The organism is Richelia intracellularis HH01, from assembly GCF_000350105.1.
GTDB classification, from domain to species: Bacteria; Cyanobacteriota; Cyanobacteriia; order Cyanobacteriales; family Nostocaceae; genus Richelia; species Richelia intracellularis.
On sequence record NZ_CAIY01000027.1, the window covers coordinates 213,082 to 228,922 of the forward strand.

Annotated in this window: 5 protein-coding genes; 3 read left to right on the forward strand and 2 right to left on the reverse strand. The window is 34.8% G+C overall.

Features of this window, described 5'->3' with window-relative positions:
• Positions 1–509: 509 nt before the first annotated feature.
• Positions 510–2,960 (reverse strand): ATP-dependent Clp protease ATP-binding subunit, encoded by a 2,451-nt coding sequence (locus RINTHH_RS02485; protein WP_008232521.1) that lies wholly within the window; start codon positions 2,958–2,960, stop codon positions 510–512.
• Positions 2,961–4,654: 1,694 nt separating this feature from the next.
• Between RINTHH_RS02485 and RINTHH_RS02490 the strand changes: the two genes are divergently transcribed.
• Together RINTHH_RS02490 and mnmH are read left to right on the forward strand one after the other, a co-directional pair.
• Positions 4,655–8,641: a magnesium chelatase subunit H gene (locus tag RINTHH_RS02490; RefSeq protein WP_008232522.1), complete on the forward strand. Its 3,987-nt coding sequence runs from the start codon at positions 4,655–4,657 to the stop codon at positions 8,639–8,641.
• 216 nt (positions 8,642–8,857) lie between these two features.
• Positions 8,858–9,949, forward strand: coding sequence for a tRNA 2-selenouridine(34) synthase MnmH (gene mnmH, locus RINTHH_RS02495; protein ID WP_008232523.1), 1,092 nt, complete (start codon positions 8,858–8,860; stop codon positions 9,947–9,949).
• A gap of 2,681 nt (positions 9,950–12,630) precedes the next feature.
• On the opposite strand, the gene rsmH is transcribed toward mnmH, so the two are convergent.
• Complete coding sequence (gene rsmH, locus RINTHH_RS02500; RefSeq protein WP_044304421.1) at positions 12,631–13,521, reverse strand: 16S rRNA (cytosine(1402)-N(4))-methyltransferase RsmH; 891 nt, start codon at positions 13,519–13,521, stop codon at positions 12,631–12,633.
• Between the two features lie 267 nt (positions 13,522–13,788).
• Here rsmH and RINTHH_RS02505 point away from each other — a divergent pair, with 267 nt between their 5' ends.
• A complete protein-coding gene (locus tag RINTHH_RS02505; RefSeq protein WP_008232525.1) occupies positions 13,789–14,973 on the forward strand; it encodes an NAD(P)H-quinone oxidoreductase subunit H in 1,185 nt (394 codons plus the stop codon).
• The last annotated feature ends 868 nt before the right edge of the window (positions 14,974–15,841 follow it).

The window sequence follows — 15,841 nt, forward strand, 5'->3', positions numbered from 1 at the left end:
TTGATAAGAAGATATGGAAGAACTTCTAATCAAAGTACTTGTATTAGTTTTGTCTCTCTTATTATGAATTTTCACTTTAAGGATTTAACTAATAGCCTTAACAGTTAAAATAATTATCTATAAAAATTTATAAGGTGTGTAGGCTGAAACAACATTTGTCTAAAATTCACATAGTTTGCAATAGTGCCACAAGCAAATCCTTCGCTTCTATTATATTGATTTTTCTGCTTTTACTATTTCTCATGACACAATCAAGGCAAATTGATGTAAAACTCAACATCAACTGCCGCAGATTAGTCTTATATGGTTATCGTGTGTTAATTACACTACCTGTTACTAGTAAATTATAAACCAAGTAATGAGTTTTGAATGTATTTACATCTTCAAATAATCTGTGTTTACATTTATGAAAACTAAATTAGGGCTGAATTGATTTTAAATCCTGTTGACAAAGTGTATTTTTGTCTGACGATCCGCTGGGTTTAGGAAAGCATCCTAATAGTCACAGATTAGCTAACCACTAACAAATCCTTAGTAATTGATTTGCTAACTATTACTTTATCGGTTTCATCTAAATCAATATAAGCAGTATCACCCATATTAATCTCACCATGTAGAATTGCTTCTGCTAAAGGATCTTCAAGATAATTCATAATCACCCGACGCAACGGTCTTGCTCCATAAGAAGAGTCATAGCTTTGTCTGACTAATAATTCTTTAAATTGATCACCTACTTTCAATTTAATGTTTTTTCCTATTAAACGACCAGCAACTTCTTTTAATAATATTTCAGCAATCTGTTTGATTTCTTCTTGTTTGAGTTGTGTAAAGACGATAATTTCATCTAACCTGTTGAATAGTTCTGGACGGAAATAAGCTCTTATCTCCTCACAGACTAAGTTCTTAATGTAATTATAAGCTGCTTCTGCCCCATTATTATTCAATTCAAAGCCCATAACACCTCCACCTTTCTCGATAACCTTAGAACCAAGGTTGGAGGTCAAAATAATTAATGTGTTATTAAAGTTTACTTTCTTACCCCTACGATCCTCAATATGACCATCTTCTAGTATTTGTAGTAGTATATTCAATACATCAGGGTGTGCCTTCTCAATTTCATCAAACAGAACCACTGTGTATGGTTTTCGCCGCACAGCCTCAGTTATTAGCCCGCCTTCGTCGTATCCTGCATAACCAGGGGGAGAACCTATTAGTTGAGAAATATTGTGACGCTCCATGTATTCGGACATATCTAAGCGGATCATTGCATCTTCCGAACCAAATAGGCAAGCTGCCAAAGCCTTAGCCAGGTGAGTTTTCCCTACTCCTGTAGGACCAGAAAAGAGAAAACTGGCAATAGGACGATTAGTATTCCTTAAACCCAAATGAGCACGACGAACAGCACGGGAAACAGCATTAACTGCCTGCTCTTGGCCAATTAGTCTTTGGTGTAAGATTTCTTCCAAGTGAAGTAAAAACTCGGATTCAGACTCAGTCAACTTATTCACCGGTACACCAGTCCATGCAGTAACTATTTGAGCAATATCTTCCTCTTCTACAGTAACACTTTGGACATTTTTCCCTATTTGAGAGTCTTGAAGGTTTGCTATCAATTCCAACTCCCGATCACGTAGTTCACTGGCTCTTGCAAAGTTTTGTGTCTTCACTGCTTCATTTTTCTGCTTGATAACACTATTAAATTCCTCATCTAATCCCTTATTCTTAGTTTTTAGAGAATTACGCAAGTGTACCCGGGAACTAGCCTCATCAATCAAATCAATCGCTTTATCTGGAAGGAAGCGATTATTAATATAGCGATTTGACAACTTTGCAGCTGTTACCAGTGCCCTATCAGCTATCTTTAAACGGTGGTGTTGTTCATAAACCCCACGCAAGCCATGCAAGATTTCTATAGTTTCTTCTACGGACGGTTCACCCACTAAAACTGCCTGTAAACGACGTTCCAGAGCGGTATCCGGTTCAATATTCCGGCGATATTCATCTAGGGTTGTAGCTCCAAGGCATTGTATATCTCCTCTGGCTAAAGCAGGTTTAAGAATATTTGCTGCATCTATTCCTCCTTCAATGCCCCCAGTCCCTATCAAGGTATGAATTTCATCAATGAAGATTATTATATTACCACCAGTGCAGATTTCACCTATAATATTCTTGAGCCTTTCTTCAAAGTCCCCCCGAAAACGAGTGCCAGCTATAAGTAACCCCATATCCAGGCTAAATACTTGTTTCTTCAGCAAAATCTCTGGGACATCCTGGTTATAAATGCGTTGTGCTAAACCTTCTGCAATAGCAGTTTTACCGACTCCTGGTTCACCAATAAGAACAGGATTGTTTTTCGTTCGCCGACCAAGAATTTGAATTACCCTTTCAATTTCTTTTTCTCTACCAACTACTGGATCAAGTTCGCCTAACTCAGCTTCTTTAGTGAGACTTCTGCCAAATTCCTCTAGAGTACTGTTATTAGAATGTCTGATATTGCCACCAAGGTCATTTGTCACTACTGGTACATTTTCACCCAAGCGACGAATCACCAAATTACGGATCTGAGAAACATCTATTCCTAAGTTTTGTAAGACTTTAGTAGCTACACCTTCCCCAGCCCCAGTTAATCCTAAAAGTAGATGTTCCGTACCAATGAAATTATTTTCTAAACGGTGAGATTCCTTAAGGGCCTGTTCAAATAGTCTTTTAACCTTCGGGGTAAAGGGAATTTCTGGTCTTAAGTAACCAGAGCCCCTACCTATAATCCTTTCAACTTCTTGACGTGCCTCTTGGTGAGTTACTCCTAACCCAGTGAGTACTTCGTTAGCAATACCTGTTTTTTCTCCAATTAATCCTAAAAGAATTTGTTCTGTTCCCACAAAATTATGTCCCAGGCGACGTGCTTCTTCCTGGGCAAGCATAACCGCCTTAATAGCTTCAGAAGTAAATTGTTCAAACATAGCAGGCCTTGTTCTCTTGCAGCACGGTCGGGATCAAAGTTACTTCACCCTTACCAGGACGTCCATAAGTACTTTGTTCACAATTAATATATCTTTGTTTAAAGTTTTGTGGCAGTAGTGAGAGCCGTAAGAGCTAAGGTGTATTAGCCGTCTTTGGAATTTAAGGCCTAAAAAAACTTTAGATTATCTTCCTAAACTATAGCCTTGAAATCATAATTCAATGACAGACTATTTAGTTCTATAAACTTTATGGGACAATAATATTATATGATGTAATTTTTTTTGTATTATATTTCAACAATGTTAAAATTTTGGTGTATTAAAAGATTAGTCATTTACTGATAAATATACTTTCCACATTATAAAGTAGAGTCAATACTCTGATGATATGTATACCAAGTTTTTGACTTTAGTTGTTACAAACAATCAACACATTTAGTTTGTTTATGGGGAACAAGAAATACTGCAACTATTTTTACTTAATATATTTCAAGACGACCGTAAATCTAATTCCACTTGGCTACTATAAGTTATACTTGCTGTAACATATTCAGTATTATAGTAACCTTATTCATGGCACTTTAGATGATCTTTGTTAAAATAATATCCTTTAATTTCATCTATTGTTCTCAAGTGTTTGCAAATATATATCTGTACTTTTATCGAAAAATTGAATTTACATTTTTCTGAGTTTCGAGAATCTTCAATTAAGAAAAGAAAAATTATGCATTATGTTCTGCATGTCTCCATTAAAATTATAAATGGATTGCCATATAAAAATTTAGCTTATTTTCCGAAAAATCCATATACTTATTACTCAAAGTATATTCTAAAACTGCTTATTATCTATTCAAATAAGTGCTTATATTATTCTTTATTAAGCTCAATTTTAATTGGATAATAATATTAATTAATTTGTGATATGTCCTCATAAATAAAACTTGTATACTTAGGGAATTAGCCTTTCCTTCGAGGAGCTCTATACATTATCTGGGTATCTATTAATAGTTGATATTATGATTTAGATGCAACCATTTTTTTACAAATAAACAGTAAGTATGATGAGTTTTGCTATTGTATCTAGTTAGCCAAACTCCGAAAGAAATAATGTGTTATTTTATGCTAAACTTAACATAGTAATTAAAAAATAAATTAGCAAAATATGCCAACAAAAACTAAATTAATTAGCTAGTTAGCTTACAGGCAAAACTAATAGGTGACAAGTTATAAAGTTTTTGTAAAATATTTGGGCAAAAAATAAATAATTCTTACCGTCCTAATCAGGGAGTAAAATATCTGTAGTTTGCCAATATTGCAAACCACAGACCTTATGTTTTAAATTAAGTTGTTACTCAATTTAAAATACAAGGCTTTCCATCATTACTGATGCCTAAAATATGTGAATATTTGGTTTATATAATATATTTTTATAATAATGATTAGTAATAATTAATTGCAAACAGAATTAATTTATGTGTGTAATTGAACTAATTTCTGGTTTCTAACCATAGTGAATTTTTGTAAACCAAAATTAGGTTTTTATATCGTTTTATGTCACTAAAACTATGAGTTAAGCTTTTAATCACAATTTTCTGATAAAAACTTCATAGTACCTGAGAATTAGGCAAGCTATTGCAGTTTATTTAGATCAAGCCTATCAGCACAGAATACGCATCAAAGGAGCTTATAAAAGCATGTTCACCCACGTCAAGTCTACCATTCGTCACATCGTACCCGATGACTTGCGGGGACGGCATTTACTCAAAGTGGTCTATGTCGTATTGGAGTCCCAGTATCAGAGTACCTTATCGCAAGCTGTGAGAAATATTAACAATAAAAATCACAATTTAGCAATTGAGATTAGCGGTTATTTGATTGAAGAACTCCGGGATCAAGAAAATTATCAGTTATTTCAAAAGGATGTGGAAAATGCCAATATTTTCATTGCTTCCTTGATATTTATTGAGGATCTGGCAAACAAGTTGGTAGAGGCAGTAAAACCCCACCGTGATAAATTAGACGCTATAGTGGTTTTTCCCTCAATGCCAGAGGTAATGCGGTTAAATAAAATGGGCAGTTTTTCCATGGCACAATTGGGGCAGTCTAAGAGTGTAATAGCTCAGTTTATGCGGAAGCGTAAGGAAAATTCGGGTGCTGGTTTTGAAGATGCAATGCTTAAACTATTGAGGACTTTGCCTCAAGTCCTCAAGTTTTTGCCCTTGGAAAAAGCTCAGGATGCCAGGAATTTTATGCTTAGTTTTCAGTATTGGCTTGGGGGCTCTTCTGAAAATCTAGAAAACTTCTTGTTAATGTTAGCTGACAAATACGCATTAGGAGCTATTGAGGATTTTCGGAATACCTCTCTACAATATGAAGCGCCTATACTCTATCCAGATATGGGTATATGGCATCCTTTAGCCACTACCATGTATGATAATCTGCAGGAGTATCTTAACTGGTATAATGGTCGTGAAGATATTTGTGAGGAGCTAAAAGATCCAATTGCTCCTTATATTGGTTTAATAATGCAGCGTACTCATCTAGTTACTGGTGATGACGCTCACTATGTTGCCATGGTTCAAGAGCTAGAGTCAAGAGGGGCAAAAGTTATTTGCATTTTTGCCTCCGGGTTAGACTTCTCTAAACCTGTAGATACTTATTTTTACGAGCCAGCTAGCAATACCCCCTTAGTAGACTCAGTAATTTCTCTGACTGGTTTTGCTTTGGTGGGAGGACCAGCACGTCAAAACCATCCAAAGGCAATCGAGTCATTGAAAAAACTCAACCGCCCTTATATGGTCGCTTTGCCCTTGGTATTCCAAACAACAGAAGAATGGCAAGAGAGTGAATTGGGTTTACACCCAATTCAAGTGGCATTACAGATTGCTATTCCAGAGTTGGATGGAGCTATTGAGCCAATTATCTTATCAGGCCGAGATGGTACTACTGGGAAAGCAATTGCTCTCCAGGATAGAATTGAGTCAGTGGCACAAAGAGCCATCAAATGGGCTAGTTTACGTATTAAGAGCAGGATAGATAAAAAAATTGCCATTACTGTATTTAGTTTTCCCCCAGATAAAGGAAATTTGGGTACTGCTGCATACCTAGATGTATTTAGCTCTATTTACGAGGTAATGAAAGTACTCAAGAATAATGGCTATAATTTAGCGGAACTACCTACTTCTGCAAAGGAGTTAATGGAAGAAATAATCCATGATGCCCAAGCACAGTATACTAGCCCCGAATTAAATGTAGCCTACCGGATGTCTGTAAGAGAATATGAGGCTTTGACTCCTTATTCTAAGCGTTTGGAGTTATCTTGGGGAGCTCCTCCAGGACAACTCAATAGTGATGGGCAGAATCTTTTAATTTACGGTAAACACTTTGGAAATGTATTTATTGGAGTTCAGCCAACTTTTGGTTATGAGGGTGACCCCATGCGGTTATTATTCTCCCGTTCCGCAAGTCCTCACCACGGCTTTGCTGCCTACTACACATACTTAGAAAAAATATGGGATGCAGATGCTGTGCTACACTTCGGAACTCACGGTTCATTGGAATTTATGCCTGGAAAACAAATGGGAATGTCAGGGGAGTGTTATCCTGACAACCTAATTGGAACAATTCCTAACCTCTATTACTACGCAGCTAATAACCCCAGTGAAGCGACAATCGCCAAGCGTCGCAGTTATGCAGAAACCATTTCCTATTTAACTCCCCCCGCAGAAAATGCAGGACTGTACAAGGGATTACAAGAAATGAGTGAATTAATTAGCTCTTACCAAACTTTGAAAGATAGTGGGAGGGGAGTTCCAATTGTTAACACCATAATGGATAAATGCCGGATGGTGAACCTGGATAAGGATATTGATATTCCGGAAATTGATGCTAGAGATATGAGTTCTGAAGAACGGGATAATATTGTAGGAGCTGTTTACCGTGAATTAATGGAAATAGAATCCCGCTTGTTACCATGTGGATTACATGTTATTGGTAAACCACCCAGCGCAGAAGAAGCAGTTGCAACTCTGGTAAATATTGCTGGTTTGGACCGGGAAGAAGAAGGAATTATTAGTCTACAACGAATTATTGCGAATAGCCTGGATAAGAATATTGATGATATTTATCGCAATAATGACAAGGGAATTTTAGAAGATGTACAGTTGCTAAAAGATATCACCATGGCTACTCGTGCAGCAGTAAGTTCCCTAGTTCAAAAGCAAACAGACTCAGAAGGAAGAGTTTCCTTAATTTCCAGACTGAATAAATTCAATTTAGGTAAAAATGAACCCTGGGTAGAGATACTGCACCAAACAGGTTACCCTAAAGTTGATCGGGAAGCACTTAAACCTTTATTTGAGTACTTAGAATTCTGTTTACAGCAAATCTGCGCGGACAATGAACTTGTGTCATTACTCAAGGGTTTAGAAGGGGAATATATTTTGCCAGGTCCTGGTGGCGATCCTATACGTAACCCAGACGTACTACCTACTGGTAAAAATATACATGCCCTTGACCCTCAAGCTATTCCCACCGAAGCGGCAGTAAGGTCAGCCAGAATAGTAGTTGATCGGCTATTAGAAAGACATATAGTGGAGAATGGTGGGAATTATCCTGAAACAATTGCTTCTGTACTTTGGGGAACTGACAATATTAAAACCTATGGTGAATCACTGGCACAGATTATGTGGATGATCGGTGTACGTCCTGTACCAGATGCATTGGGAAGAGTAAATAAATTAGAATTGATTCCTTTAGAAGAGCTAGGGAGACCAAGAATTGACGTAGTTATAAATTGTTCTGGTGTATTCCGCGACTTATTTATTAACCAAATGAGTCTGTTGGATAAAGGTGTAAAAATGGCTGCGGAAGCAGATGAGTCTCCAGAAATGAACTTCATCCGCAAACATGCAACAGCTCAGGCAAAGGAGATGGGAATAAATCTACGTCAAGCTGCTACCCGCGTATTCTCCAATGCTTCCGGATCCTATTCATCCAATATAAACCTGGCAGTGGAAAATAGCACTTGGGAAAATGAAGGGGAATTACAGGAAATGTACTTGAAGCGCAAGTCATTTGCTTTTAGTGCAGACAACCCAGGGAGTATGAAACAATCTAGAGAGCTGTTTGAAAACACTTTGAAGACAGCAGAAGCAACATTCCAAAATCTTGACTCTTCCGAGATTAGCCTAACAGATGTTTCCCACTATTATGATTCAGATCCCACCAAATTAGTAGCAAGTCTGCGTGAAGATGGCAAAACTCCAGCATCTTATATGGCTGATACAACCACAGCGAATGCTCAAGTAAGGACATTATCGGAAACTGTGCGTTTGGATACACGTACTAAACTGTTAAATCCCAAATGGTATGAAGGTATGTTATCTCATGGTTATGAAGGTGTGCGGGAATTATCCAAACGATTGGTAAATACAGTAGGTTGGAGTGCAACTGCGGGTGCAGTTGATAACTGGATTTACGAGGATACCAATGAAACCTTCATGAAGGATCAAGAAATGCAGGAGCGTTTATTAAAGATGAATCCCAATTCCTTCCGCAAGATGGTAACAACATTACTGGAAGCAAATGGAAGGGGTTATTGGGAAACAAGTGAAGAGAATCTTGATAAATTGCGCCAACTATACCAGGAAGTTGAGGACAAAATTGAAGGGGTTGAGTAGTTATTAGTTGTAATCTCTAGTTTTTTTTCGAAAGATAGAGAAATTATTAATAACCTCTCTATCTTTCAGCTTCTCACATTTCAAATTTTTGATTGTAGGCTATAAGAGCAAGTTTTTTTAGAAATATGCATATTACTTTTATCAATACCAATCTATAATAAGTTCTGATAAGATATTTAAGAAAAGCGAAGATATATTGGCCATATCAATAGAGTAATGGAAGGTAACTTTATTCGAATGCCTCCTACTATAAAATACACTAAGAATATTTGGGATACAAATTACACTGAAATTATTGATGTTCGTTCTCCAAGCGAGTTCTACCATGATCATATTCCTGGTTCCATAAACTTACCGGTTCTTGATGATAATGAACGTGTTGAAGTAGGAAATATATATAAAAAAAATTCTCCGTTTCAAGCTCGTAAAATTGGTGCAGCTTTAGTTACAAAAAATGTTTCTCAACACTTGATTAAATACTTCGCTAACAAGGATAAAGATTACTTCCCCCTGGTGTATTGTTGGCGTGGAGGTCAGCGCTCTGCTAGTATGGCTGCAGTATTGTCCCAAATTGGCTGGCAAGTTGTAATTTTATTGGGAGGTTATAAAACATATCGTAGCTATGTACGTCAAGCACTTGAGGATTTACCCAATCGATTCAATTACCGTGTTATATCTGGTTTAACAGGTAGTGGAAAAACTCTAATATTGCGTCAATTATCCCAGAGAGGGGCTCAAGTTTTAGACTTAGAAAGCTTGGCAAATCATCGCGGTTCATTACTTGGAGAAATATGGTCAAATGAGTCCTTGCCACAACCATCACAAAAGTACTTTGAGACTCTAATTGTACAACAGCTTCAAAAATTTCACTCTCATCAAATAGTATGGGTAGAATCAGAAAGTAGCAAAATTGGAAGGGTTTACTTACCAATTCATTTATGGCGAAAAATGCATATTTCCAATTGTATGCAAATTCAAGTACCCCTAGACGTAAGAGTCAGTTTTATCATCCAAGAATATCCTCATTTAGTTAATAATCCTGATATTTTAAAAGCAAAAATAGCCAGATTAAAATCTCGATATGGAAGTAATACAATCAGTGATTGGAACAATTTAATTACATCCAGTGATCCACATGAATTTGTTAAAAGTATTCTTCAGTCACATTACGATCCTGCATATTTTAAATCCCTAAAAAATAATTATTTAAAAATCAAGCCCACGTTGTATTTAGAAAATTTATCCATACCAACGATTGAAAACTTGGTAGATTATTTAATTCATTATAATGATAACGTGTTATGCTAACTGACTTAAAGTTAAATAATTATTTAAGCTGATAATGGCTTTATTCCAATAGTGTAAATAAAAACATTATTCACTTACTAATAACTTGTCTTATTTGAGTACAAAAAATTAATGTGAATTGATAACATAATTGTAAGATTATTATCTATAAAAGAAAAACATTAACCACACGTTCTGATGCATAATCATTTTTATAATAGTTATTATACTAATATTCGATTTTATCACCTCTGTATTTATCTATAATCTGTTGAGGATATTTAAACAGAAATATTCTAAGAGATTATAAAACTATTGCAAATATCTAATTATAGTATTGACTATAGCATTATACGAAATAAGTATGTAGTATTTAGACAATAATGATTCACAGCATGGTAATTGGGTTAATTAACAATATCTGATTCAATTACAGTAAGTAAATTTCAGCATAAAAAATCTTTTTTCTCAATAGTTAAAAAACATTTGGAGAATTCCACAATAATAATTTATGCCCAACTATAATGACTCCTATACTTTTTTTACATCCTGAGTACATAAAGATTCCTCAAATAAACTCTTAATAAGTAAAGCCTTCCATATGCTTCTAATCCCTGAAAGAGTAAACCATGTTACACTCATAAAGTGTAATATATTACATATTCACTTTAATGTGAAATAACTTTAGAGATAAACTCCAATACATAGATGTTTTTAGAAAAGTAATAAAAAGCTGCATGTATGTATTAATTATGTATGAGTTCATAATAAATATGGACTTCATATTTATATCTATAATAGTTTGGTTACAATAATCAAATTATTGGTAAGTCTATAATTGTGTATATTTTGAATTCCTGGGATAGTTATGACCATATCAATCATTATCTTATTATTAAATATATATACTGAAAGATTTTTCTAGCCTTTCAAATATTCTCTTGACTTTTAATCTTTGATTCATTTATGAACTGATGAAGCTTAGATAAGAACTCGGTAATTTTCTTGAATCATTACTAGAAGAGACCTAATAATAGTGTGAGATTTTACAAAAATATCCAGATGTACCACCCAAATAGTATTTGTTCAAAATGAATATTATATTAAAAGCAAAAGTTAATGAGAGTATTAATTCATAGAAAAGTATAATGATGAAAGTTTTTAATTTTACATAAAGGTACTAGTTCACTTGATTGTGTATTTTTTTATTGAAAATTATTAACCTTAAACCTATATTATCATAATTAATGATTTAAATAGTATGCAATTGCAAGTTGATAATTGAAATAGAAAAATTTGTAAAACTATTGCGAGCTTTATTCTTACTAATTGTAATCACTTATAGATTGGGGATCATATATACATGATCAACAAATACTAATATTAGATATAGGGGTTTATATTATAATTAATTATCAGTAAGTAAGATAAGAATCTATACTGGAAAATTTTTAGTCTATTTAATTATAATCTTATGATACATATATATAATGAATTTATTTAATTATTTGGCTTTTGAGCGTAATGAATCTTAAAACTTATATCGGCATTGATTTAATCTACTATAATTTACCAATTACAATATTTGACTCTATTGCATTACATCAAAAATGACTTATATATTAATTTAAAAGGATCAAATATTATAATTGTATAAAATTCCCTCTATATCATTAGGGAATGTATAGTAAACAAGAAGTTCATGAATAGTACAAACAAAGTTATCCAAACAAATTGAGAGACATACAATATAAATTTATTGAATGAAAGGAGTTATGAAATTGATGATATATGGTAGGTCATGAACGCAATTTACTGAAATTTATTAGGATGATTTAGATGATAAAGTTCATCAAAACATTTCTCTCTATGGCAAATAGCATATACATATTTCTATAACTCTTATAAATTCAGAATAACTTGTTTGAGATATGACAAGGTGTAGTGATAAGAATACTAAAAGAAGTAAACGATTTATCATACATTAATATTTTGTCATTACTGCAATGAATACCAATCACAGTATAAAAGCCAGGTAAGTATACTGAAGGCTAAATTACCTCTCAGGTTAGTGAAGTTTTTCCTAAGTTACCCCGCTCAATATTAGTAACGGTTCACTTTTATCTATTCCTATCAAATGTTTATAAGTATGTTTTTTACTCTTGATTAGGAGAACTGAATTTTTATTTTTCTTGGGTTTAAATATATTAAACATGAATGTTAACTACACAAACTAATTATAACTTTGCCAACCCTATAAAAGCTCTCAATGAACTTTCTTATACTGCTTAATTGATCTTTTGTAAGTGTGGTGTTTTACCTAAATCATATTCTAAAATTTCCTGGAATTAGGGATTATTTATTCAATAAGCTTAGGCTCTATCTATAGAACACCATGAAAAATCTCCGTAAGGTTAAATATTTGATAATATATACACTGGGAACTAGAGAATACAGTTTTGGTTCCTTCCTGAAAAGCAGTCTTAGACGTGAGGCCATTTACCTTTCAGGCAGAGTAAAGTACAAGGAATTTTTGATTAAAGCTTCTTAAGGGTTTAACTATAAAAATTTATATTGTTCTTTGTTTAAAACTATATCTGTGTCTGTTTGGTGGCTTACTCTAATGTTTTTTCTTGTTTCCCAATAATTATTGGCATATGAATTTTAGATCTGAAAATATCTTGAATAAAAGTGTAACTTTTTTATTTTTCCTTCCTCTGAGCTATTCTAAGCTTTGCGGAACGTGATCGCGGGTTTTGAATAATTTCATTAGGTTGTGCAACAATTGGCTTTTTGGTCAATACTTTAAGTAGGGGCGCATTTCTGAAGCCATGTTTTACTAGCCTATCTTCCAAGCTGTGAAAGCTTATAATGGCAATACAAGCATTTGGGATAAGGGAGTGTGGAGCTTTTTCTAATAGTTTCTCTATAGATTGCAATTCATTATTAACAGCAATCCTTAAGCCTTGAAAAACTCTAGTAGCAGGGTGAATCCTACCATGCCTGTATTTACTAGGAACCCAAGATGAAATTGCGTTAGCTAGCTCTGTAGTTGTGTAGAAGGGTCGTTTTTGCACAATTTGTCGTGCAATTCGACGGGAAAGCCTTTCTTCGCCATAACACAAGAAAATATCTGCAAGTTTTTCCTCATCCCAAAAATTAATGATATCTTCTGCTTTTAAAGCCTGTTGTCGATCCATCCGCATATCTAAACCCGCAGTATGGCGAAAACTAAAACCTCTTTCTGGCGTATCTAAATGGTAAGAACTAACCCCTAAATCAGCTATAATCCCATCAAAACTCTCATTAATAAAGTTATAAGCAGAGAAACTTGTGTGGACAAATTCAACCCTATCCTTAAATTCTGCCAAATGTTTTTTTGCTGCATCTAAGGCTTCCTCATCCTGGTCTAAAGCTGTTACCCTGACATCTTTTGCCGCCTCTAAAATTAGGCGAGAGTGTCCCCCACCTCCTACTGTTACATCTAAGTAGTGTCCTCCCGAGATAATCGCCAAACCTGAAATTACTTCGTGGCTTAGTACAGGAAAATGAAAAAAATCTCCCCTCCCCATGTTCTCCAATCCAAGCTCCATATAATAATTGAAGGAGTATAGAAAAATAAAACTCAACCCTTCTCCAAATTACATCTGAATTGGACATTTTTTATAGGGAAGGATAAATGGGAATAATTAAGTTAAGCAAAAGGGTGAAAAACCTAATTTCGTTCCTATGCGAGAATGGTCATTCCCTAACCTCTATTCCTATGATTTGTTAAATGTCCACCAAAACTTGCCCTGGGTCAAATTGGCATACGAACAGTTAAATTTTAAAGTCTTCACAAACTGGAGAATTAGGACAATATGGTAAGAATTGAAACACGCACTGAGCCAATGGTGTTGAATATGGGGCCACACCATCCCTCCATGCATGGGGTTCTACGGCTAATTGTCACCTTAGATGGTGAGGATGTCATTGATTGCGAACCAGTGATTGGCTATTTACACCGGGGAATGGAAAAAATCGCCGAAAACCGTACCACTGTTATGTATGTTCCTTACGTTAGTCGTTGGGACTATGCGGCGGGAATGTTTAATGAAGCTGTAACCGTAAATGCACCAGAAAAATTAGCAGGAATTACTATTCCCAAACGTGCTAGTTACATCCGTGTAATAATGCTTGAGCTAAACCGCATTGCTAACCATTTGCTGTGGTTTGGTCCGTTTTTAGCTGATTTTGGCGCACAAACCCCTTTCTTCTATCAATTCCGTGAACGGGAGATGATTTATGACTTATGGGAAGCTGCTACTGGGTATCGTATGGTTAATAATAACTACTTTCGGGTTGGTGGAGTAGCTGTAGATTTACCCTATGGTTGGGTGGATAAGTGCTTAGATTTTTGTGATTATTTTCTACCTAAGGTAGATGAATATGAACGCTTAGTTACTAACAATCCTATCTTTAGGCGACGTATAGAGGGTATTGGTACTATTGCTCGTGATGAAGCCATTAATTGGGGATTATCTGGTCCAATGTTACGAGCATCTGGAGTAAAATGGGATTTACGTAAAGTTGACCACTATGAATGTTATGATGACTTTGATTGGGATGTACAGTGGGAAACAGGCGGTGACTGCTTGGCTCGTTATATAGTAAGAATGCGAGAAATGCGGGAATCCGTAAAAATCATTAAACAAGCAATCACAGGAATTCCTGGTGGACCATATGAGAACTTAGAAACCAAGCGGATTCAAGAGGGTAAAAAATCTGAATGGAACAGTTTTGACTATCAGTATATTGCTAAAAAAGTTTCACCTACTTTCAAGATTCCTAAAGGCGAGATATATTCTCGCGTTGAGAGTGGAAAAGGTGAATTGGGCATATATCTAGTAGGGGATGATAATTCTCTGCCCTGGCGCTGGAAAATTCGCGCTGCTGACTTTAATAACCTGCAAATCTTACCTCATTTACTTAAAGGTGTGAAGTTGGCAGACATCGTGGTCATTTTGGGAAGTATTGACGTAATTATGGGGTCTGTTGATAGATAGACTTCATTGTAATTATTTATGTTGATATAATAGAGGCGTATTCTGTTACGTCTCTGTAGCCTTTCCCAGAAATCGGGAAAAAGATGAGTGCTTATTTATGCATTTTAATTATCAATGATAAAATTCTTTGTAAATGATGAAGTGTTCCAAAGTCTATATATTGGTCAACAAAAACTAGACTTTTCAAACTTCAGGATTGACTTTATAGATAGCCTATACAAGATTTTACTAAATTATTGATGTGGTTTACAGAGAAAATTCCTGGTATGAACTATAAATAAACAGCGCTTATTAAGCTCGTAAGTAACATAAGTAAAATTTGCCCATATCAAACAAAATTTAAATTTATCAGAAGTTCAATTCCCGAAAACAACTACTGTAAAAAGTTAGATAGGTGCTTTAGCATAAGAATCTTTATGTAATATGGATGGGTAGTCACAAAATTATTCAAGTAGTTTTAAGACTTAAAAAAATCAAGGTATTCGTCTGACAATCAATATCTGGTTGATATACTGCACTTATGGCTAGTCTATGCTTGCATGTAGCCTATTAATCTAAGACTTATCATCCAAGGTTTTAAAAGTTTTCGTATAAAGTACTAAAATCTACGAATAGTAGATAGTAGAATTTTCAATTCAATATTTGATAAATTTTTAATAAATACTTCATAACATTAAAAATTTCAAGGTGGATATTTTCTGGTCGGGCCTTAGAATATGATTGTTGAACGATGACTGTTCTGATCGATTAGCATGTGCTGGATTCTACTAGCATGGAGGAAAATCTGGTTAGGATTTAATCCAGTTTTCCATTTTAATGAATCGATAAATATAAAAACCGAAACTAGTAAAGCTAATCAGTAGCAATT

Coding starts and splice junctions, on each gene's coding strand:
- mnmH (WP_008232523.1), top strand. CDS start 8,858: ATGGAAGGTAACTTTATTCGAATGCCTCCTACTATAAAATACACTAAG.
- RINTHH_RS02505 (WP_008232525.1), top strand. CDS start 13,789: ATGGTAAGAATTGAAACACGCACTGAGCCAATGGTGTTGAATATGGGG.
- rsmH (WP_044304421.1), bottom strand. CDS start 13,521: ATGGAGCTTGGATTGGAGAACATGGGGAGGGGAGATTTTTTTCATTTT.
- RINTHH_RS02485 (WP_008232521.1), bottom strand. CDS start 2,960: ATGTTTGAACAATTTACTTCTGAAGCTATTAAGGCGGTTATGCTTGCC.
- RINTHH_RS02490 (WP_008232522.1), top strand. CDS start 4,655: ATGTTCACCCACGTCAAGTCTACCATTCGTCACATCGTACCCGATGAC.